Source organism: Arthrobacter sp. Hb9-2 (assembly GCF_059091165.1).
Genome location: NZ_JBNHGJ010000026.1, coordinates 38,279 through 59,479 on the forward strand (window position 1 = coordinate 38,279; position 21,201 = coordinate 59,479).

The window sequence follows — 21,201 nt, forward strand, 5'->3', positions numbered from 1 at the left end:
CTTTTGGCTGCACTGTACGGGCTGCAGTGTCCCGGCTGCAGTCGGGCGGCCTTGCTGTTCCCGGTGTTATTTTCCGGCGAACCTCGCCAGCGGGTTCGCCAGGCGCCCGGCCATCTGCAGGCCTCCGGAGGGATCCGACAGGTCCAGCATCTGCTGGTTGTTGCGCAGCTGGAGCCTGTTGAGGCAGGACAGTTCAAAGTCCGGCGCGAAGAGGTCATGCCGGGCGAACTGGTCCGCGAGCCCGGGGTGCTGGGCCTGGTAGTCCTGGATGGCGGCGGCGGCCGTCCGCCAGAACTCCTCCTGGCTGAGCTTGCCGTCCTCTGCAAGGAGTGCAGCCAGGAAGCGGAAGATGCAGTCGAAGATGTCCGTGAAGATGGCCAGCACCTTCTCGCCGTCCGGGATGGCCGCCTTGATCCGCGACACCTCTTCGGGCAGGTCCAGCCTGTCGCCCATCACCACAACTTCCTCGGCGATGTCCTTCATGATGGCGCGGACCGGCACCCCGTCCTCGAGGAAAAGGATCACGTTCTCGCCGTGCGGCATAAACGCCAGTTCGTACTGGTACAGGCAGTGCACCAGCGGAACCAGGTAGGCCTCGAAGTAGCGCCGCAACCAGTCCTGCGCGGCCAGTCCGGAACGCCCGATAAGGGCGGAGACCATCGGCCTGCCCTCGGCATCCACGTGCAGGAGGGACGCCATGGTGGCCAGCTGCTGCCCGTCCTCCAGGAGCGGCAGCGGGCTCTCGCGCCACAGCGCCGACAGCATCTTCCGGTAGGGCGAACCGTTCGCGGACCCGGCCTCGTAGTTCCTGTTGTGGTAACCGATGGCTGCGGTCTCACCGATCATGGTGAAACCGCGGGCCTGAAGTGCACCGTCTGACTCGATCAGGTTCCGCAGCCAGTCGTTGATGGCCGGGGTGGCCTTCATATACTGCGGCGACAGGCCGCGCATGAACCCCATATTCAGTACGGACATTGCGGTCTTGACGTAGTGGCGCGCCGGTGCGCTGGTGTTGAAGAACGTCCGGATGGATTGCTGCGCCTGGTAGACGTCTGTGCCGGTGCCCAGGTGGACGATGCGCTGCCGGGCGATTTCCGCCGCGAACGTGACGGTGAGCTTGTTCTCCCACTGCCACGGATGCACGGGCATCAGGAAGTACTGGTCCGGGTCCAGTCCCCGCACCTGCAGTTCGGCGTCGAAACTGCCCAACAACGGACCGAGCTCGGCTTCCAGGTGGGCCCGGTAGTCCAGCCCGGCAGCGGATGTGAAAACGGCGTGGCTGCGGTGGACGGCGATCCATTCCAGCTGGACCGGGGCGCCGGTTTCAGGAGCGAACGCGCGGTAGTCGGTGATCCCGAAACCCAGGCGTCCGTTGTTGGCAACAAAGCACGGATGCCCCTCGGTCATGCTCCGCTCAATGGCCTGGAAGTCGGCGGCGCGGTCCACCCCGCCGGTAACTCCGGCCGCGAGTGCGTCGGCCGACGGCTGGCCGGCCCACTGCTTGTAGGCGTGGCTTGCCAGGGTGCTGCTGACCTCCTCAAGGTACACCGGGAGCATCTGGAGGTTGATGCCCAAGGTGCGGTGAAAAGCCGTGATGAAGTCCAGCACGTCCAGCGGCGTTTCGGTGCCGTCCTGGAAGCAGCGGATGGAAGCGGCGTCGATGGACCAGTGGTCCAGTTCGAGGACCCTGGCGGCGAACCGGTACTCCTGCCTGCCGTCGTCGCTGCGCACCCGGTACCTGCCGGTCCCGCCAACAGCGCCGGCAACCCCGTTGGTGCCGGCGTCGGGACACCGCTCCGGGGCGAGGATACGTTCGTGCGAAAACTCGGCGAGCGCCTTGCGCAGTACATGCCGGTTGGCCTTGTTCCAGCGTTCTCCGGTGAGGTGCGGTACGTCGGCAGTGTTGGTGCCGGCATCATTCGCGGATAAGGGTGGGCCGGCGCTGACAGCGGGGGCGGCGGGGTCGAGATGGATAGTCACAGTGAGGCTCCCTGTGGGACGGGTCTGGAAAGAGTGTCGAGTGCCGTGCGGGCGGCCAGGTAGTCGTCGCGGCTGCAGAAGCTCAGCAGCGCGTCCTTGTCGGGAAGGGTCACGACGCCGGCGGGCTGGAAGCCCAGCCGTTCGTTCAGGGCGTGGATCTTGGTGTTGCGCGCATCGGGTTCCACCACGATGCGGTCCACTCCGGGCTTGGCAAAGAGCCGGTCAAGGACGGCGTCCATCACGGCGGCGGTGTAACCAGGCCTGGGCCCTGACATCGGCGGCGCCACCAGCAGGTGCATCCCCAGGTCGCCGGGCAGGACGGGATAGACCGCCGCCAGGGGCGAATACGCGGGAAGATACTCCTCCATCAGGAAGGCGGGGATGCCGCCGTCGATTCCCAGCAGCGCGTGGTGGTGGGCGCTGGCCTGGATTTTGGCGTATTCCTCCACCACGTCGTCCACGCCGGCGGACAGCATCCCCCAGAACGAGGCGTAGGGCTGGGTCACCCAGCTGTGGAGGAGCGGTGCGTCCGCCTTCGCGTCGAGGCAGCGGAAGGTAAACCTCATGCCGGCACCCCTGTCCTGGTTTCAACGTCAGGCTGGGCGCCCATGCCGGCGGGTGACCCGAACTGCTGGAAGGCGATGCTGCGCTCCAGCGGGTACACCTCGCGCCCCGTGATTTCCCGGAGGATGCAGGAGTTGCGGTACGCGCCCATTCCCAGGTCCGGGGTGACGAATCCGTGCGTGTGCAGTTCGGCGTTCTGGACGAAAATCTCCCCCGGTTCGACGCCGGTGCTGTAGTTGCGGTCCACGGCGAACCTTCCTGCGCTGTCCCGGGCTATGCGGTCCTGGATGCCGGCCAGGAAGCCGGGTTCCTGGTAACCGTAGCCGGTGGCGAGCACCACGGCTTCGCTGTCCAGCGTGTAGGACGTCCCTTGCTCGCCGTGCCGGAGGTGCAGCGTGTGCGTACCGGTTTCCGGATCCCATCGGGCAGCGGTCAGTGCCGAGTGGGTCAGCAGCTGCGTGTCCACCATTCCGGAGATGCTCCTGGTGTAGAGCAGGTCGTAGATGGCATCGATGAGATCCGAGTTAATGCCCTTGTAGAGGTTCTTCTGGGTCTTGTTGAGGTGGTCGCGCTGGTGCTGAGGGAGGCTGTGGAAGTAGTCGACGTACTCGGGCGAAGTCATCTCGAGCGTCAGTTTGGTGTATTCCAGCGGGAAGAACCGGCCAGAGCGGGTCACCCAGTTCAGCTGGTAGCCGTGCGCCTCCGACTCCTGGAGCAGTTCATAGTAGATCTCGGCTGCGCTCTGGCCGCTGCCCAGGATGGTGATGCTGCGCTGCTGCTGCAGTTCCGCCTTCCGTGCCAGGTAGTCCGCGTTGTGGAAGGCCACGCCACCGTGTCCTGCTGCTGCATCGGCAACGATGTCCGCCGCGGCTTCCGGCACGTACGGGGAGGTGCCGGTGCCCAGCACCAGCCGCCGCGCCAGCAGCACCTCAGGCCCTTCGGGACCGGACACGGACAGCCGGTACACGCCGTCGTCGTGCGTTACGTCCAGCACAGCTGTGCCAAAACGTACGGATGGCAGCTGCCCTGCCACCCACTGGCAGTACTGGTTGTACTCCGCGCGCAGGGGGTAGAAGTTCTCCCGGATGTAGAAGCGGTACAGCCTGCCCGTCTGCTTAAGGAAGTTCAGGAACGAGTAGGGCGAGGTGGGGTCTGCCAGGGTGACGAGGTCGGCCATAAAGGGAACCTGGAGGTGGGCCGGCTCAAGCATCATTCCGGGGTGCCAGTCAAAGGATTCCCGGCATTCCAGGAAGATCCCGTCCAGGCCCTCCACCGGCTCGCTGAGCGCAGCCAGCCCCAGGTTGAAAGGCCCGACGCCGACGGCAGCAAAGTCGTAAATGCGGCTCATGCGGATACCTCACTCTGCAGCAGCCCCGCGCCGGTGCGGCGCAGGAGGTCGATGATGCCGGCGATGTCCTCCAGCGTGGCCTCGGCATTGAGGAGCGTGAACTTGAGGTAGTGCCGGCCGCCCACTTTTGTACCGGCAACCACAGCTTCGCCTGAGGCGAAAACGGCGGCACGGATAGCGGGGTTGAGCGCGTCGGCCGCGTCCTCGGAGAGCCGTCCGCCGCCATCCAGCCTCGGCCGGTACCGGAAGACCAAAGTGCTGAGCTGCGGCGGCGCGGCGAGTTCGAAGTCGTCCTCGGTGGCAAGGAGGGAGCCCACGCGGGCGGCAAGGTCGATGGCTTCGTCGAACAGGGCGCCAATCGCGTCCGCACCCATGATCCGCAGGGTGAGCCACAGCTTCAGTGCGTCGAACCGGCGGGTGGTCTGGATGCTCTTGTCCACCTGGTTGGGGATCTCGGCGAGCGCCGCGCTTTCCGGGTTCAGGTAGTCGGCGTAGTAGGTGATGTGGCGCAGCATGGATGCTTCCCGGACCAGGAGGGCGCTCGAGCTGACCGGCTGGAAGAAGGTCTTGTGGAAGTCGACGGTCACGGAGTCCGCCAGGCCGGTTCCGTCCAGCAGGTGGCGGTAGCGGCCGGACACCATCAGGCCGCCGCCGTATGCTGCATCGATGTGGAACCAGGCCCCATAGACCCGGGCCAGGGCGGCGAGGTCTGCGAGCGGGTCAACCGCGCCGAAGTCGGTGGTCCCGGCGGTGGCGACAACTGCCATGGGTGACAGGCCGGCGTCGCGCGCTTCAACCATGGCCTCGGCAAGGGCAGCAGGATCCATGCGGTGGTCGGTTGTGCAGGGAACGGTGATGACGGCGTCGAAGCCCAGGCCCAGCATGGAGGCTGACTTCTGGATGCTGAAATGGCTGTCCTCGGACGTGAAGATCCGCAGCGTGTCCAGGAGGGCCGGAAGGCGGAAGTTGCTTCGGGACGGGTCCTGGCGGAGGCGGGCCACGGCGTGGTTGCGGGCGATCAGCAGGGCCTGGAGGTTGGACTGGCTGCCGCCGGAGGTGAAGATTCCGTCCGCGTTATCCCCGAGGTGCAGCCGCTCTGCTGCCCAGTCGATGAGGCGGCGTTCGATCATGGTGGCACCGGCGCTCTGGTCCCAGGTGTCCAGCGATGAATTTACGGCAGACAGGATGGCTTCTCCCACCAGCGCCGGAATGACCACGGGGCAGTTGAGGTGTGCCGCGTACTTCGCGTCGTGGAAGTAGATGGCGTCGCGCAGGTACACGTCTTCGAGCTCCTGCAGTGCCGCTGCCGTGTCCTGCAGGGGCGTTTCAAGGTCCACCGCGGCAACGCGGGCTTTCATCTGGGAAGGCCCGACGCCGGTGAACGGCCGGGTGGTCCGCTCCAGTTTGGTGGCTACGGCCGTGACGCCCTGCAGCACCTGCGCCACATAGCGGGGGGAGTTGCGGGCGTTGAAGAGATGGTTTGTGGCCCCCAGGGCGAGCTCCACGCGGGACCCGAAGTCCTGGCCTGGGGCCTGCTGTTGATGGCGCGGGTCATCCACTCGTAACTCGTCAAGGCGGGGCGTAAGCGGCACTGGTCTTCCTTTGGTCGGCGTCTCCGGCAAGTTGCAAAGGTAACACTTACTTAGGGCAGCCTTTTAAGCAAACTTTTGTGATGTATTTGTCCCGAGGGTCCGCGATTCGCCGTTTTTTCGCTGCTGAGTCCGTCATTGACTGGCGGCGCGAGCTAGGCGTCCTGCAGAATGGCCCCTCCAGCACGGCTGCAGACAAGACATCCGCGAAGTCCCGGACTAGGGCTTGGCGCGTACCGGCAGCCGGGCATTGCAGAAATCACAGGGGGAAACATGGAACAGTCAGGAAGTGCGATCGAATTCCGGGAAGTGGACCAGGACGGAAACCCAGTAACGGAGGCAGTCCGGTCCGGAGCAGGGGAAGAGTCGCAGAGCAGTCCCGTGCCCGCCGTGAACCCGTTCATTGTGATTCTGTGGCTCCTCGCCATCCTGCTCATCGGGGGCGGAGCCTTGATCTTCTTCAACGCCAACACGATGGTGGGCCCGACGACTTCAGGAATGCCGGCATCTTTCCTGATGTTCACTTTTGCCCCTTATGCGATCGTCGCGGGACTTGCTGCTGCCATCTGCCTGCTGTTCTGGCACGCATTCCAGTGGCAGCGCCGGCGCGGCTGAAGTCGGGGCGGGCACGGATGGCTGGAACCCGCGGTGCCGGGGGAGCCAGGACCGCATTGCGGCACTGACGGGGTTGCCGGGGTCGCCGGGGTGCGCTGGATCACAAGCTGATTTGCCCAACTATTAGTAAGCATGCTTAGGTTACGGGGTAAATGAACCTCCGCAAGCAGTCGCGGCGGGGCTGCCAACGCCGGCAGTACCGTGAAGAAGCCCAAGGACGAACATCATGACCATCGTTACAGAAGATCAGCCAGTGGCTCCTGCGGAGCCCGAGACAGGACCCGAAGCCCTCTTGAGCTCCACCCTCCCCGTTGACATGGGATTGTTGGTCACCCTGAATTCAAGAATGCACTGCCGCGCCCCGATGCTGCGTGTGGATCCAGACGCACTGTCCCTGTACCAGCCCGTTCACGTTGATGGAGCAACGGTCATTCCCGTTGGCGCCGGCTCCCCGCCCGCCAGCGTGGAAACCTACCGCTGTGCCTGCGGCTTCACTATTGATGTCCCGGCTGCCAGCATGCACGCACTGGCCAGCTGACCACAAGGGAAGAGCTGGCCGGGACCGCCGGCTGACTCACACCGAGCCGGATTGCGGGGAACCTGGTGGGTACGGGTGCCCCGCAAACCAGCACGCAAGCCGGCCAACTAACCGGCCGCCAGCTAAGCAGCAGGCTAATGCACTGCAGCAGTCCTCGCCGCCTCCACTGCCCGCCGCGTATCTTCCAGTACCAAATCCGCGTTGATGGCGGCGGCCGCTTTCAGTCCGGCGGCGGCGGCCGTCATCACCTGGGCCGAGACGTCCGTCGCGTTGCCGGCGGCCCAGACCCCCGGGCAGGACGTCAGCCCCGACTCATCGGTAGCCAGCCGGGTCCCCGGCCCTTCTTCCAGGCCGTCCGGTTCCAGCCCGAGGGCCTGGAGCATGTTGGCCTTGCTGACCGTGGCCGGGCTGACCACCAGAACCTCCAGCGGTACCGCTGATCCGTCGTCGAGCGTGACCCCCGTCAGCTTGTCGTCCTGGACCACCAATCCGCGGACCCTGCCATCCACCACGTTGACGGACCGCGCTCCCAGCTGTTCCGCTTGGCCCGGGCTGAGCGCCAGTTCGTCGTTGAGCAGGAGGGTCACGTCTGGGCTCCACTGCCGGAAAGTCAGGGCCTGCGAGACAGCGTGGGCATCAGAAGCGAGGACCCCTACCTGTTGATTCCTGATCTCCCAGCCGTGGCAGTAGGGGCAGTAAAGCACATCCCTGCCCCAGCGCTCGGCCACACCCGGCAGGTCAGGAAGCTCGTCTTCGATTCCCGAGGTAATCAGCAGCCGCCGGGCTGTACAGGCTGTGCCGTCGTCGAGCGAGAGCACGAAGTTGTCGCCGTCCCGGCTGGCAGACTCAACAAAACCTGTGATGTTCTGCCCGCCGTAGTCTGCGAGTTCCCCGCGCCCGGCAGCAAGAAGCTCGCTGGGGCTCATGCCCTCGCGGGTCAGGAAGCCATGCACCCCTTCTGCGCGCAGGTTCCGCTGCCCGCCGGCATCGATTACCACCACCGAGCGCAGCGCCCTGGCCAGGGCAACACCGGCGCTCAACCCTGCCGGTCCCCCGCCCATGATGGCAACGTCGAATAGCTGTTCTTGGTGATTCATCCAGGATTCCTTCCCCGGTGTGCGCTGCTCCCGGACAGAGGGCGCATACAACTGTGTGAGCCCTCTGCAAGACCGCGCTCAGGAAAGGTACCCGGCGCTGCGGCACAATAACGCGCAGCCCGGGTTCAGGGAGGAGGATTTTGTTTGCCCCTCGGAGCGGCGCCGGTTTATTAGGCTCCCGAACCGTTAGTTGCCGGGCTATCCGGCCAGTCGACGCACTGCTCGTAGCCCTCGTGCTTGCGGAGGTAGCTTGCAATGAAGGGGCAGTGCGGGATGATCCGTTTTCCTGCTGCCACGACGTCATCCAGGGCGAAGTGGGCCAGTACCTTGCCCAAGCCCTGGCCCTCAAAGTCCGGCGACGTTTCGGTGTGGCTGAAGTCGATATGGCCCGGCAGGTCCTGGTAGAAGGACTGGACGGCCAGCTTGCCGCCCACCAGCAGTTCATAGCGGTGCTGCGCGTCGTTGCGCCTCAGCGTGACATCGGGCGTGAACCTATCCTCGGTGGACATCGTGTTCTCGGTCATGCTTCGACACTGGCACTACTTCAGCCCGCTGGCAATGCCCCCGCTTACCCTTCAACATCAGTAGGGCAAGGGCCAGGAAGGCAAAAGAGGGAGGCCAGGATCAGCGCGTGAGCATACCCAGGGCCGTTGTGGCGAAGCTGCCCGCGGACTGGTTCCAGTGGCCCAGGAGCCCCTGCAGGTTTTCACCCTCGGAACGGTGCCCGGGCAGCTGCTCCTGCAGGGTGGCGAGCACGCCGGTGCGGAGCTCGGTGTTGAAGTTGACCTTGCCAACGTTCATGGACGCGGCCTTCACCAGCTCCTCTGCAGGGATCCCGGAGGCCCCGTGCAGGACCAGCGGAATGTGCGTCCGCACCGCGATGTCCTGCAGCACGTCCCAGCGCAGCTGCGGCTCGCCCTTGTACTTGCCGTGGACATTCCCGACGGCGACCGCCAGCAGTTCCGCGCCGGTCCGGGACACAAAGTCCTCCACCTGGGCCGAATCCGTCAGCCCGGCGACGGCCACGCCGGACTGGTCGGCGCCAAAGGCACGGTCCTCATCACCGGCGAGTCCGCCCAGCTCCGCTTCCAGCACGACGTCGGGCCCCAGCAACTTACGGGCAGCTATGACCAGTGCGATGTTGTCCTCGTAAGGAAGGGATGAACCGTCGGCGAGGACAGAGTCCGCCCCTGCCGCGACGGCGTCGGCCATCACCTGAAGGTCCGCAGCGTGGTCAAGCTGCACGGCAACGGGCACTGAAGCCGCGTCAGCCAGGCCCCGGAGGGCCCCGATGAGGCGCAGGCCGTTGGAGGTGGCGGCGGTCTTGGGCGCCACGAGGAGGATGACGCCGCGGCCGGATTCCTCTGCAGCGCCCACCACGGCCAGTGCGGTGGTGAAGTCGTAGCAGGTGAAGGCCGGGACGGCGGACCCCTGCTGGAGGGCGGAGGTGACCAGGTGGTCGAGTCGGGTGCGCATCAGACGCCCAGGCCTCCTACCAGGATCCAGGCCACGAAAGTCAGCGCGAAGCCGGCAAGGCCCAGGATGGTGGTGAGGACGGTCCAGGTCTTCAGGCCGTCGGAGACCGTGAGGCCGTAGTAGCGCACCACAGTCCAGAACCCTGCGTCGGTCACGTGGGACAGGCCCAGCGAGCCGAAGCCAATGGCGATGACGATCACGGCGATCTGGGCCGGCGTGTAGCCGCCTTCCATCACGGCGGAGGTCAGCAGGCCGGTGGTGGTGACGATTGCAACGGTTGCCGAGCCCTGTGCGGCACGAAGGGCCAGGGAGATCACGAAGCCCAGGGCGATGACGGGCAGGCCCAGGTGGTCCAGGGTCTGGGACAAGGCGGCACCGATGCCAGACGTCCGCAGGACCTCACCGAACACACCGCCGGCCGCGACCACCATCAGGATGGAGGCGATGGGAGGCAGTGCCCCCTCGAAGATTTCGCCGGTTTCCTTCAGTGACCAGTTGCGGCGGACTGCAAGCAGGAAGAAGGACAGCGCGACGGCGACGAGGAGCGCGAAGAACGGGTTGCCGACAAACGCGGCCAGGCCGTACCAGGAGTTGTCCTTGGGGATGGTGAGGGTGCCCAGGGTGCCAAGCAGGATCTGCACGATGGGTGCGGCGATGAGGAAGATGATCAGGCCGGGGCGGGGAGGTGCGATGGCTGCGGCACCGGGGCCGTCATGGCCTACCTTGACCAGGGAATCGGAGCCGAATTCTTCCACCTGCGCCTTAACCGACGGCAGGAGTTCATACTCCTTGCGGTTCATGATGCTGGCCACCCAGTAGGACAGGAAGCCCAGGGGAACACAGATGGCCAAGGAGATCAGGGTGATGAGTCCGATGTCGGCGCCGAAGACACCTGCTCCTGCCACGATGCCGGGGTGCGGCGGGACGGCCACGTGGATGGCGAGCATGATGCCGGCCATGGGCAGGCCGAACTTGACCGGATGCACGTTGGCGATCTTCGCGAAGGCGTAGACGATGGGGACCAGCACGATGACGCCGACTTCAAAGAAGACGGGGATGGCAACCAGGAAGCCGACGGCGGTGAGGGCCACGGCCACCCGCTTGGCACCGAGCCTGTCGGTGAAGTGGGCGGCAAGGGACTGCACGCCGCCGGAAACCTCGATCATGCGTCCTAGGACGGCGCCGAGTGCGATCAGCAGCGCCACCTTGCCCATGGTGCTGCCCACGCCGTTGGCGACAACGGTGAAGACGTCCTTCAGCGGGATCTGGGCGGCGACAGCAACCATGATGCTGACGGTGAGCAGGGCAACGAAGGCCTGGATCTTGAAGCGGATGATCATCACCAGCAGCACGGCGATGCCGAGTGCGGCGATGGTCAGCAGCAGCGGAGTGCCGAGCTCCACTGCGGGTTTGATGGCTGGAGCATCAGCCGCCCGCACTATCAGCGGGTTCATCAGATGGTTCACTGTGGGTGTCTCCTTTGACGAGCCAGTCTTCCAGAAGACGGGCAATCAGGCGCTGGTTTTTTCTATTGGGGAAAGGCCGGGAGGTACGGCGACGGCGGAAGGGGGACCGTCGCCATACTTTTTTTGGAAGGTGGGGCTAGTTGGTGCGCTTAGTGGGGGCAACAACCTTGATGACGGCGGAGTCATCAGCGGCGGCGAGTCCTTGGGCCTGGCCCAAGAGGTAAAGCTGCTCAGCAGCGGCGGCAACCGGAGCTGCCAGTCCTGCCGCCCGGGTGGCCTTGCCTACGATGCCCATGTCCTTGACGAAGATGTCCAGGCGGCTGAGGACCTCGGCGCCGTCCTCGTTGTAGGCCTCCAGGATTCGGGGGCCGCGGTTGGAAAGCATAAACGAGCCGGCGGCACCGGCTTCGAGGGCGGCAAGGGTTTTGGCCTGGTCCAGGCCGAGTGCGTCGGCAAGGGCCATAGCCTCGGCGGCGGCGGCGATGTGGACGCCGCAGAGGAGCTGGTTGACGGTCTTGAGCGCCTGGCCGTCGCCGGGCTTGTCGCCCACGACGGTCAGGGTGGAGGCCAGCAGTTCCAGGGCCGGAGCCGCCTTTTCGCGTGCTTCCGGGGAAGCCCCGACGACGATCAGCAGGTCGCCTTCGCCGGCGCGCTTCGGGCCGCCGGACAGCGGGGCGTCCACCAGTTCGACGCCGTATTCGGCCAGCTTTGCGACCGTTGCGGGAATGGCTTCAGTGCCTACGGTGCTGCCCAGGATGACCACGGCGCCGGGCTCGAGCACAGAGGCCACGCCGTTTTCACCGAAGAGGACGTCGTTGAGCTGCTCTCCGTTGCGGACGGCCAGGAGAACGGCGTCAGCGCCCTTGGCGGCTTCGCGGGCAGTAGCGAAGGTAGCGATGCCTGCTTCTTCGGCGAGCTTGAGGCGGGGTTCGGCGATGTCGAAGCCGTGGACGGTCAGCTGCGAAGCGAGGCGGGTGGCCATCGGCAGGCCCATGGCTCCGAGGCCCAGGACGGTGACGGTGTAGTTGCTGGTCATGGTGTTCTCCATTGAAGGTGTGCTGGGTTAGAAGGTGTTGCTGAGCTTGCGGGTGACGTCGGCCAGGGACTGGTCGTCGCCCACGTTGCCGGCGAAAACGATGTAGGGGATGCCCTTTGCGGGGCCGTCCACCGGTTCCCAAAGGCTCACGATGCCGGGGAGCATGGGACCCCGGACGATGGCATGGCGGATCTCCAGGCCGTGGGCAGCCACGTCCGAGGAGGTGATCCCGCCCTTGGCGATGACGAACCGCGGCGGGAAGGTCTTGAGGGTCCGGTTGACCACCGCTACGACGGCGGCTGAAACGGTGCGGGCGATCCGCAGGCTTTCAGCGGGATCATCCGTCTTGATCAGCAGCCGGCTGGTGTGGACGATGACGTCGCCGCCGCGGAGGGCTTCGACGACGGTGTCCACGGTGTGGTCCAGGTGGCTGTCAGCGTGGGCGCCAAGGAGCTTCTCGACGTCGATCTCAACGATCCGGGCCGCGCTGTGCTGTTCGGTCAGGGCCTTGAGCTGGCGGGTGGTGACCCCCACGTGGGAGCCGACGACGATGAGCCCGCCGGACTCAGACGGGGTGTTGCCCGCGTATGCCTCGGCGCCGCTGAGTTCGGTGCGGATTTCCTGGCCGATCCGGGCGCGGCCGAACGGCGGACCCACGCGGTAGAGCAGTGTCTTGCCGCGTCGCTCGGCTTCCTCCAGCCCGAGGGACAACGCCCGAAGGTCATTCTCGGTGACGATGTCGGCCACGATCGGGGTGGAGTCCGTGGCCGTTTCGATGGCGTCGGCGATGGCGTTGGCGCTGATCCGCGCACCGTCTAACGCATCTGCGGCCGAAGCCCCCGCGCGGATGATGTTCAGGTCCAGGACGATCACCGAGTCCGCAGCGAAGCGGCCCTGGGATTTCTCCTCGACGTAGTCGGCCATCACGGACGTCGTGAAGCCGAAGGTGGCGTCCTTGGCGAATTCAGTGTTGGCCACCGGGGTGAGGGTGCCGGCAGCATCACCTGTGCCGCGCATGTAGTGGACGCCGCCGATGGTGACCCGCCCGGCGTCCGGGAAGGCCGGGACCAACACCACGCCGTCGGTCTGTTCGCCACTGACGTCAGCAACGGTGGCGGCAATGACATCCGGCTCCAGCGGGTAGTGGCCGCGGAGGGTGGAATCGCTGCGGCTGACGAAGCCCAGTCGGAGACTGGAACCAACACCGCCCTCCGGCGAGCCGGCAGCGGCGAGGGCGTTGCGGACCACTTCCTCATTGCGGCCGGCTGCCTCGGCGGGGTCAAGGCTGCGGGTGTTGGTGAGGACGTAGACGGCGGGTTTGGCCTGGCCAAAGGCCCAGATAAAGTCCTCCACTTCCCACTGGGTGAGCACCGGCAAATCTGCCACGGACTGGGTTCCGGTGGGGTCGTCGTCGAGCACTACCAGGACACGCGGGGTCTCCGCGTTGGAGGCAGCCAGCGTGCTGGCCACCAGTTCGGCGGGAATCCGGACCTCGGCCGGGTAGGCGGCCAGAACGTCTGCTTCAAGCGTCACAGTGCACTCCGTTGTGTATGAATCCAGGCGGATCCTGAGATGTAAAAGTTATCTGTAAGATGTCTGACATCTTGCATCTGATGCTAGTGTGGCATAGGACATAAAGACGCGCAAGGAGATTTGTCTGACATATCCGCAGAGGGCACCGATGGGGGCAGCATGGCAAGGAAGTCGCTGGTAGGGCAGGTGGCGGATGAGCTCCTGGACCGCATCATTGCGGGCGAATTTCCTCCTGGCGCCACTGTTCCGGGTGAGCACGAACTCAGCGCCGCCCATGAAGTGAGCCGGATGACCGTCCGCGAAGCAATGAAAACTCTTGAGGCGCAGCGGATCCTCAGTGTCGAGCGCGGGCGCGGCACCTTTGTGAACCCACTCAACCGGTGGGCCTCGCTGGAGGCAGTGCTGCGCGCCGCCTCCGAGGGCAAGAACGAAGCGGAGGCGTCCGTCCAGCTCATCGAACTCCGCCGCATGCTGGAAACCGGTGCCTGCGAACTCGCCGCGCGGCGTATCAGCGACGCGGACATCCAGGTGCTTCACGGCTACGTGGCCGCCATGCGCGCCGCCCACGAGGTGAACGACATCGCGGCCTTCGTGGAAGCGGACCTCGCGTTCCACGACCTGATCCTGCATTCCTCCGAGAACGTTTTTGTGGCCGTTCTCTTCGAACCGCTCCACCGGGTCCTGGAAAAGCGACGGACCGAAACGTCAGCCGTGCGCGAGATCCAGGTGCACGCCATCCGTCATCACCAGAACATCGCCGAAGCATTGGAATCCCGTGACGCTGCGCGCTCCCGGGAGGCAATGGACGCACACATGCAGCAGACCCTGGACGACCTCAAGAACCTGGTGCTCGAGGCAAAGTAATTGCTGGCTTAGCGCGCCGGCGGGGCCGTTGTTCCCCGGACCACCAGTTCGGTCGCTACTTCCAGGGCTGTGGGAACGGCTGAAGCCGATTGTTCCTGCTGCTCCGTCAACATCCCCACCGCCATGGAAGCAAGCTGTGCCAGCGGCTGCCGGACCGTGGTGAGCGGCGGCGACGTCAACGCGGCCTGCGCGATATCGTCAAAGCCCACAATGCTCAGGTCTTCGGGAACGTGGAGCGAGCGCTGGCCTGCCGCGTTCATCACGCCCAGGGCCTGCAGGTCGCTGCCCGTGAAGATGGCGGTGGGCGGCTGGGGCAGGTCCAGCAGCTCCCCGCCCAGCCGCATACCCGACTCGATACTGAAGTCGCCGTCCTGCACGAGCTCCGGCAGGACGGGCAGCCCGGCCTCATGAAGCGCAGCTGCATAGGCTGCGTAGCGGGCACGGCCGTGCCCGGGACTGTGCTTGCGGCCGGTGATGATGCCGATCCTGCGATGGCCCTGGCCCAGCAGGTGGCTCACTGCGGCCAGGGCGCCGGAGAACGACGCCGGGCTGACGCTGGGGATTGCCAGCCCTTCGGTTCCTTCCGGGTCGATGGCGACGGCGGGAATCTTCAGCGTCCGAAGCGCAGTCACGAGGCGCGAATCCTTCCGCGGCGCCAGCAGCAGCACGCCATCGAGCCGGTTGACGGACGGCTCGCGCAGCTTCCGCCAGCGCTCCGCAGTAGCATGCTCGGCGCGTGCATAGGCAACGGCATAGCCCAGCCGGTCCGCGGCCGCCTCCACTCCCGCCATGGTCTCCAGGACCCAGGGAGAGTCGAAGTTGTTAACCACCAGCTGCAGGACTCCCGGCTGGGTGACCGACGCGGCGCGCTTCGAGTAGTCAAGCTCTTCGAGTGCCTGCTGAACCCTGGCGCGGGTGGCCTCGGAGACGTGGGTCCGGCCGTTGAGCACCTTGGACACCGTGGGCACGGAGACGCCTGCTGCGGCCGCGACGTCAGCAATTTTGGGACGCGGAGTGGCGGTCACAGGGGCGGTCCTCGGAGTCATGTAGTTAGGGCGGCGAATTGCGGGGCGGTGGGACGCCGGGCTGGCGCAACGTCCACCCGCACGGGTCCCACGATAACATTGCCGCCATCCTCCGAACCCAGTGGTGAGGCCGCGAAGAGGCCCAGCTCCGCGCCGATCCACTGGCCTTTCACTACGTCGAAGTTCCAGCCCTGCACTTCCCACGGTTCCCCCGGTCCGGAGCGCCAGGCAAAGGTGGACCGGGGCGTGCCGTCGGTTCGGATCTGCAGTTCTATCCGGGAGCCCGGCAGGACACGTTGCCTGCCCAGCCGCTGCTCGTGGGGCCCCTCTCCCCCAGTGCCATCGCCGAGGACATAGCCTTCAGCTGTCCTGACGATGCCCAGCCAGGCGTATTTCAGCCCCAGCACCACCACGCCTGCGCGGGTTCCCACCGGGACGTCCTGCAGCTCAAGCGACGTGGTGAACGTGGATGGCGTTCCGGGCAGGATTTGCCCGAGCAGGTTCGGGAGCTCACGCAGGTTTACCGGATCGTTAGCCTTGGGCTTGAGGACGAGGTGCCCTCCTCCGCACTGGTGCGCCCAGTCATCCTGGGGATTCGCCTGCCAATGCCACTGCGGCCCCAGGCGCGGTGACGAGAAGTCGTCGCTGGCCGGCGGTGCAACGTTTTCCGCGGCAGTACCCGCCGGGTAGGGATGGCTAATCACAGGGGTTCCCGGTCCGCCGTCGGGATTCCGGACTCCCATCCAGGGCCAGCCGTCCTCGCTCCACCCCATGGGCTGCAGGTGCACCACCCGGCCGTAGGGTCCGCGGTCCTGGAAGTGCAGGAACCAGTCCTCGCCCCGGGGACTGGTGACCCAGGCGCCCTGGTGGGGTCCGTTGACCTCGGTATTTCCCTGCTCGAGGACCCGCCGCTCCTCGTAGGGCCCGAACGGGGACCTGGACCGGAATACCGACTGCCAGCCGGTGGCCACTCCGCCCGCCGGGGCGAAGATCCAGTACCAGCCGTCCCTTTTGTAGAACTTCGGACCTTCCAGGGTGCTGTAGCCCGGGAGGTCGGCCCCGTTGACCACATGCGTGCCGTGGTCCAGCAGCCTGCCGGCGTCCGGGCTCATGCGGTGGACCGTGAGCCGGTTCTTCACGCCCACCCGGCTCTGGGCCCAGCCATGCACCAGGTAGGCCTGGCCGTCGTCGTCCCACAAGGGGCAGGGATCGATGAGCCCGCGGCCGGGGTACAGGAGGTGCGGGGTGGTCCACGGGCCCTCAGCCTTTTCGGCGCTCAGCACGAAGATGCCATGATCCGGATCGGGGTAGAAGATCCAGAAGCGCCCGTCGTGGTACCGGAGTGAGGGAGCCCAGACGCCGCTGCCGTGGCGCACCAGCGAGTAGTGGCCGGTCTGGGGGAGCTCGGCGAGCGCGTGGCCGGCATGCTCCCAATCCACGAGGTTCCGTGAGCGAAGGACCGGCAGGCCGGGGACGCGGTTGAAGCTGGAGGCGATGAGGTAGTAGACGCCGTCCACTTGCACCGCATCCGGGTCCGGCCAGTCGGCGTTAAGGATCGGGTTGCGGTAGGCGGGGGCGGGGATCCGGGTAGTCATGATGTCCTGTCGGGAGAGCTGGGGCTTACGAGGGGGTGCTGGCTTAGGAGGCCCAAGGCCTGGGCGGCGGTGGACACCTGGCCGTCGTGGATAACGGCGTGCAGGGCAAGCTTGAGCGGGTTGCCGTGGTCCACGACGGCGGGTTCCGCCCATGCCACGGCCGGTCCGGCGCCAAGGTAGCCTCCGGCGCGAACGAACCACGGAAGCAGCTGGCCTGGCTCCTGTGCGAGCACAACACTGACGGCTACGCCATCGATCACCATGCCGACCGAAAGCCAGGGCGAGAGTGAACCGTGGGCAGCATCGGCACCGCGGCCGGCGTTGGACAGGACAAGCGGCGCGCTGCTGCCGTGGGGAAAGCGCCAGAAAATGCCGCCGTATCCGGCACCCTTCCGCCCTTTCACGGCCGACGACGATACCTCCAGCCGCTGCACGCCTGACACGGGGACAATTACCGAGGACAGCGAAAGGCCCCACGTCCCGGGTCCCGTATGGGGAAAGTAGCGGATGCGACGCTGCTCGACGGCGAGTTCCCCGCCGTCCTTGGACAACCAGGAAACGTTGCCCGATGCTTCCTCCGGCGTTGACTGCCAGGCTCGCGGAAGCTGCCTTCCGTGATTGGCCAGGAGCATGGGTCCATTGCCGGCCGTATAGGTCGACCCGCCCCAGAAATTGGTTCCGTTGACATCGGAGAAGGCGATGGAAAGCCCCAGGTGGTGCCGGTGGTCAGCCGGTTCAGCATCGGTGACAACAACGCCCGCCTTGGAACGTACCGGGTGCAGATAGGGCCGGGGCGCAAGGTTGGCCGGCTGTTGAAGAGCGGTGTTGTGGGCGGCGGAAGGATGCTCCCGCCGGGTTGGACCCGGCGCTTCAGCGGGTTGGGTGTAGTGGGCCAAGCCGACCTCCAGTAGGGGCAGTTCAAGGGTTGTGGGGTTCAGCATAGCCACATCAGAAAGAGTCGGCAATGAGCGTAGAAACTTTCCGATTTCTCGCCCGTTCCGGTTTGAAAATTGTGTTGACAGTCACAGCCGATCTTTGCTAGAAATCGTTTACCGAGTTTTCGTTTTCGTTACTTTGGCTGTTTGGGCTGGTTTTCCTTGAGAAGCCGCTGCTGTATCTGACACAGAAACTTTCTGAAGTATTTTCACCTTTAAGGCCCGCGCACTAGCAGTGGGCAACCCTAGAGAGGCGTCATTCAATGATGAAGACTGTCAGCACCCCCATCTCCCGCAGGCTGGTCCTGGGCGCAGCCGTTACGGCCGCGGGCTTGGCGTTGAGCGGCTGTGGAGGCGGTTCGACACCTGCTGCCGGTGGCGGCAACGTGGAGTTGAACTTTGTCTATTGGGGTGACTCCAACCGGGCCAAGATGACGGACGCGGCAATCAAGATCTTCGAGGAGAAGAACCCCGGCATCACTGTCAAGAGCGAATACCAGGACAGCGGCCCCTATGCCGACAAACTGGCTACCCGCTTCGCGGGCGGAAACCCACCTGACGTCCTGAACATGGCCAACCGCACGCTCCTTGAGTACGCACAGCGGGGCACCCTCGCCGACCTGAAGTCCTTCCCGGAGGTCGACCTCAAGAACATCCCCGCCACAATCCAAAGCCGCGGCGAGGTTGACGGGAAACTGTACGGCCTGGCGACTGGGGTCAACCTCATCGGCATGGTGGTGAACAAAACCATTACCGACCAGGCCGGGGTCACCATTCCGGATGACAAAACCTGGAGCTGGGAAGACTACGCAAAGTTCGCCACCGAGATCACGCAGAAAACCGGCGGCAAAATCTACGGCGCCGGCTATGACGTAGCCACCGAAACGGGCCCCATCCTCCTCGCAAGGCAGCGGGGCGAGGACTTCTACACCAAAGACAACAAGCTCGGTGTCAGCGAGGAGACCATGCGCGACTGGTTCCAGTACAGCGTTGACCTGCGGGCTGCAGGAGGCTACCCGCCCGCGGGCTTCTTCGAGCAGATTGGCGGCTCTCCTGCCCAGTCGTACCTGGCCAAGGGCACCGTCGCCTCCCAGATCATCCCGATCAACAACTACAAGGGATACAACGAAGCCGCCGGCGGAAACGTGGTCCTGCTGCGCATGCCGGGCGAAACCACCGAAAAGCGCCGCGGATACTCCGCCGACCCCAGCATGCTGTGGTCCATTGCCGCAAAGTCGAAGCACCCGAAGGAAGCGGCGAAGCTGCTGAACTTCCTGATTAACGACGTCGACGGCGCCGCGGAGACGCTGACCCAGCGCGGCGTTCCGATCAACCCCGAAGTGACAAAGGCCATCATGCCCAAGCTCGGCGAGGATGACACGAAGTTTGTGCAGATGGTCGCCGACATCCAGAAGGACGACCTCGCACCGGCCTACGTCTACCCCAAGGGTGCAAGTGTTGTCGCGGACACGCTCAAGCAGCTGGCGACAGAAGTCGAGTTTGGCCGCGTCACCCCTGCCGATGCAGCAAAGACCTTCCTCGAGAAGAGCAATGCAGCCATCAACAAGTAGCCGGCCCACATCCAGATTTTTCGTTACGCAGATAGGAGCCTGACGCATGTCAGTGCTGACCAAGCAAGCCTCCGGCGCGGCCCCCACCCTGGCCGCGCCGGGCGGGAAACCCAGCCGTGCACGCGGAAAGCGCACCAATCAGCGTTCCGGTTACCTCTTCCTGCTGCCGTGGTTCATCGGCATGCTGTTTACGATCATCCCGTTCTTCGCCTCCCTTTACCTCGCGTTTACGGACTACAACCTCTTCACCGAGCCGAACTTCGTGGGACTGGCAAACTTCCAGGCGATGTTCGAGGACCCGCGGCTCCTGCAGTCGCTGAAGGTCACATTCATCTACACCTTCGTTTCCGTGCCCATCTCCCTGGCCGTGGCCCTCCTGATAGCCCTGGTACTGAACCGCGGCCTGCAAGGCCTGGCGATTTACCGCTCCGTCTACTACCTGCCGTCCCTGCTCGGCGGAAGCGTCGCAATTGTGATGCTCTGGCGCTACATTTTCGGCAATGACGGAATCGTCAACGGTTTCCTGGGTCTCTTCGGGATCCAGGGCCCGGCATGGGTCACGGACCCTGAATTCGCGTTGAGCACCCTGATCGTCCTGAACGTGTGGACATTTGGTTCGCCGATGGTAATTTTCCTCGCCGGCCTGCGCCAGGTGCCAACCATGTACTACGAGGCCGCCTCCATCGACGGAGCGTCCCGGTGGCGGCAGTTCCGGAGCATCACCCTGCCGTTGATCAGCCCCATCATCTTCTTCAACCTCATCATGCAGCTGATCGGATCCTTCCAGACCTTCACCCAGGGCTACGTGATGAGCGGCGGCACCGGCGGACCGGCGGATTCCACTCTGTTCTACAACCTCTACCTGTACCAGAAAGGCTTCACGGAGTTCGAGATGGGGTATGCCTCGGCCATGGCATGGCTGCTGTTGATGATCATTGCGATTTTCACGGCCATCAACTTCATCGCATCCAAGTTCTGGGTCTTCTACGACAATTAAGGCACCGCTATGGCTCTCCTCGAACTACCCCTCAAGAACAAGCAAAAGAAGGACGTTCCCGCAGAGGACGCGCTCACCGGGACCACCGGTACACGCTTCTCACGGCACCTGATCCTGTGCCTGGTTGGCCTGGTGATGCTGTACCCCCTGTTGTGGCTCGTCTCCAGCTCGTTCAAGCCCAGCAACGACATCTTCCGGCAGCTTGGACTATGGCCGGAAAACTGGGACTTCAGCAACTACGAGCAGGGCTGGACGGCGCTGAACCAGCCCTTCCACGTCTACCTGGTCAACTCCCTGATCGTGGTGGTTTTCTCCATCGTGGGCAACATCTTCTCCTGTGCCCTGGCTGCCTACGCCTTCGCCAGGATGGAGTTCACCGGCCGGAAGCTCTTTTTCGCCCTGATGCTGGGAACCCTGATGCTTCCCGGGCACGTGCTCCTGGTGCCGCAGTACATCATCTTCTCGCAACTGGGATGGCTGGATACCTACCTGCCCCTGATCGTGCCGAACTTCATGGCAACGAACGCATTCTTCATCTTCCTCATGGTCCAGTTCATGAAGGCCCTCCCCAAGGAGCTGGACGACGCCGCCCAGATCGACGGGTGCGGACCCTTCCGGACGTTCCTGCGCGTCATCCTGCCGCTGTGTGTTCCGGCGATGGCCACCACGGCCATCTTTACGTTCATCTCCACCTGGAACGAGTTCTTTGGCCCCCTGCTCTACATTCAGAACCAAGACCTCTACACCGTGCCGCTGGCACTGCGGGCCTTTATGGATTCCGAGGGCCAAAGCATGTGGGGGCCAATGTTCGCCATGTCCGTCGTGTCCATCGCGCCCATCATCGGTTTCTTCATCGCGGGCCAGAAATACCTCATCAACGGAATCGCCACTACCGGGTTGAAGTAGCCCAGGGCTGGAAGCTGCAACGACCTTCTCCGTACGCATCATCACTGAACATCCCTGATTACCCGT

General features: G+C 64.8%; 19 protein-coding genes. 6 read left to right on the plus strand and 13 right to left on the minus strand.

Features of this window, described 5'->3' with window-relative positions; genetic code table 11:
- Window positions 1–66: 66 nt before the first annotated feature.
- From AC5RV1_RS14795 to AC5RV1_RS14810, 4 genes are read right to left on the minus strand one after another with little or no spacing between them, the layout of a single operon-like run.
- A complete protein-coding gene (locus AC5RV1_RS14795) occupies window positions 67–1,980 on the minus strand; it encodes an IucA/IucC family protein (protein WP_493995058.1) in 1,914 nt (637 codons plus the stop codon).
- On the minus strand, window positions 1,977–2,546 hold the full coding sequence (locus AC5RV1_RS14800; protein WP_493995059.1) for a GNAT family N-acetyltransferase: 570 nt from the start codon (window positions 2,544–2,546) through the stop codon (window positions 1,977–1,979). Before AC5RV1_RS14800 ends, AC5RV1_RS14795 begins: the two co-directional genes overlap by 4 nt.
- Window positions 2,543–3,892, minus strand: a complete 1,350-nt coding sequence (locus AC5RV1_RS14805; RefSeq protein ID WP_493995060.1) for a lysine N(6)-hydroxylase/L-ornithine N(5)-oxygenase family protein — start codon at window positions 3,890–3,892, stop codon at window positions 2,543–2,545. The genes AC5RV1_RS14800 and AC5RV1_RS14805 overlap by 4 nt, the downstream gene beginning before the upstream one ends.
- On the minus strand, window positions 3,889–5,484 hold the full coding sequence (locus tag AC5RV1_RS14810) for a pyridoxal phosphate-dependent decarboxylase family protein (RefSeq protein WP_493995061.1): 1,596 nt from the start codon (window positions 5,482–5,484) through the stop codon (window positions 3,889–3,891). The genes AC5RV1_RS14805 and AC5RV1_RS14810 overlap by 4 nt, the downstream gene beginning before the upstream one ends.
- Window positions 5,485–5,754: 270 nt before the next feature.
- Here AC5RV1_RS14810 and AC5RV1_RS14815 point away from each other — a divergent pair, with 270 nt between their 5' ends.
- The gene (locus AC5RV1_RS14815; RefSeq protein WP_493995062.1) at window positions 5,755–6,096 is read left to right on the plus strand and encodes a hypothetical protein; all 342 of its coding nucleotides are present in this window, start codon (window positions 5,755–5,757) and stop codon (window positions 6,094–6,096) included.
- 226 nt (window positions 6,097–6,322) lie between these two features.
- Window positions 6,323–6,634, plus strand: coding sequence for a hypothetical protein (locus tag AC5RV1_RS14820; RefSeq protein ID WP_493995063.1), 312 nt, complete (start codon window positions 6,323–6,325; stop codon window positions 6,632–6,634).
- A gap of 134 nt (window positions 6,635–6,768) precedes the next feature.
- Here the strand turns inward: AC5RV1_RS14820 and AC5RV1_RS14825 are convergent, their stop codons facing one another.
- The 6 genes from AC5RV1_RS14825 to AC5RV1_RS14850 form a co-directional block, all read right to left on the minus strand.
- Window positions 6,769–7,731 (minus strand): NAD(P)/FAD-dependent oxidoreductase, encoded by a 963-nt coding sequence (locus tag AC5RV1_RS14825; protein ID WP_493995064.1) that lies wholly within the window; start codon window positions 7,729–7,731, stop codon window positions 6,769–6,771.
- A gap of 170 nt (window positions 7,732–7,901) precedes the next feature.
- The gene (locus tag AC5RV1_RS14830; protein ID WP_493995065.1) at window positions 7,902–8,255 is read right to left on the minus strand and encodes a GNAT family N-acetyltransferase; all 354 of its coding nucleotides are present in this window, start codon (window positions 8,253–8,255) and stop codon (window positions 7,902–7,904) included.
- Window positions 8,256–8,355: 100 nt separating this feature from the next.
- Window positions 8,356–9,207 (minus strand): class II fructose-bisphosphate aldolase, encoded by an 852-nt coding sequence (locus tag AC5RV1_RS14835; protein WP_493995066.1) that lies wholly within the window; start codon window positions 9,205–9,207, stop codon window positions 8,356–8,358.
- A complete protein-coding gene (locus AC5RV1_RS14840) occupies window positions 9,207–10,673 on the minus strand; it encodes a GntP family transporter (protein ID WP_493995067.1) in 1,467 nt (488 codons plus the stop codon). Before AC5RV1_RS14840 ends, AC5RV1_RS14835 begins: the two co-directional genes overlap by 1 nt.
- Window positions 10,674–10,809: 136 nt before the next feature.
- Window positions 10,810–11,709 carry an NAD(P)-dependent oxidoreductase gene (locus AC5RV1_RS14845; protein WP_493995068.1) on the minus strand — a complete coding sequence of 300 codons (900 nt, stop codon included), beginning with the start codon at window positions 11,707–11,709 and terminating at the stop codon, window positions 10,810–10,812.
- 27 nt (window positions 11,710–11,736) lie between these two features.
- Window positions 11,737–13,242: a four-carbon acid sugar kinase family protein gene (locus tag AC5RV1_RS14850; protein ID WP_493995069.1), complete on the minus strand. Its 1,506-nt coding sequence runs from the start codon at window positions 13,240–13,242 to the stop codon at window positions 11,737–11,739.
- 159 nt (window positions 13,243–13,401) lie between these two features.
- Between AC5RV1_RS14850 and AC5RV1_RS14855 the strand changes: the two genes are divergently transcribed.
- Complete coding sequence (locus AC5RV1_RS14855) at window positions 13,402–14,106, plus strand: FadR/GntR family transcriptional regulator (RefSeq protein WP_493995082.1); 705 nt, start codon at window positions 13,402–13,404, stop codon at window positions 14,104–14,106.
- 8 nt (window positions 14,107–14,114) lie between these two features.
- On the opposite strand, the gene AC5RV1_RS14860 is transcribed toward AC5RV1_RS14855, so the two are convergent.
- Genes AC5RV1_RS14860 through AC5RV1_RS14870 form a run of 3 tightly spaced genes read right to left on the minus strand, consistent with a single transcriptional unit; the run spans window position 14,115 to window position 17,667 of the window.
- Window positions 14,115–15,131, minus strand: coding sequence for a LacI family DNA-binding transcriptional regulator (locus AC5RV1_RS14860; RefSeq protein WP_493995070.1), 1,017 nt, complete (start codon window positions 15,129–15,131; stop codon window positions 14,115–14,117).
- A gap of 17 nt (window positions 15,132–15,148) precedes the next feature.
- Window positions 15,149–16,726 (minus strand): glycoside hydrolase family 43 protein, encoded by a 1,578-nt coding sequence (locus AC5RV1_RS14865; RefSeq protein ID WP_493995071.1) that lies wholly within the window; start codon window positions 16,724–16,726, stop codon window positions 15,149–15,151.
- On the minus strand, window positions 16,723–17,667 hold the full coding sequence (locus tag AC5RV1_RS14870) for a DUF6807 family protein (protein WP_493995072.1): 945 nt from the start codon (window positions 17,665–17,667) through the stop codon (window positions 16,723–16,725). The genes AC5RV1_RS14865 and AC5RV1_RS14870 overlap by 4 nt, the downstream gene beginning before the upstream one ends.
- A 257-nt stretch (window positions 17,668–17,924) precedes the next feature.
- Between AC5RV1_RS14870 and AC5RV1_RS14875 the strand changes: the two genes are divergently transcribed.
- Genes AC5RV1_RS14875 through AC5RV1_RS14885 form a run of 3 tightly spaced genes read left to right on the plus strand, consistent with a single transcriptional unit; the run spans window position 17,925 to window position 21,135 of the window.
- Window positions 17,925–19,232, plus strand: coding sequence for an ABC transporter substrate-binding protein (locus tag AC5RV1_RS14875; protein ID WP_493995073.1), 1,308 nt, complete (start codon window positions 17,925–17,927; stop codon window positions 19,230–19,232).
- Window positions 19,233–19,278: 46 nt separating this feature from the next.
- Window positions 19,279–20,229 (plus strand): carbohydrate ABC transporter permease, encoded by a 951-nt coding sequence (locus AC5RV1_RS14880; protein WP_493946094.1) that lies wholly within the window; start codon window positions 19,279–19,281, stop codon window positions 20,227–20,229.
- 9 nt (window positions 20,230–20,238) lie between these two features.
- The gene (locus tag AC5RV1_RS14885) at window positions 20,239–21,135 is read left to right on the plus strand and encodes a carbohydrate ABC transporter permease (protein WP_493995074.1); all 897 of its coding nucleotides are present in this window, start codon (window positions 20,239–20,241) and stop codon (window positions 21,133–21,135) included.
- Window positions 21,136–21,201: the final 66 nt, after the last annotated feature.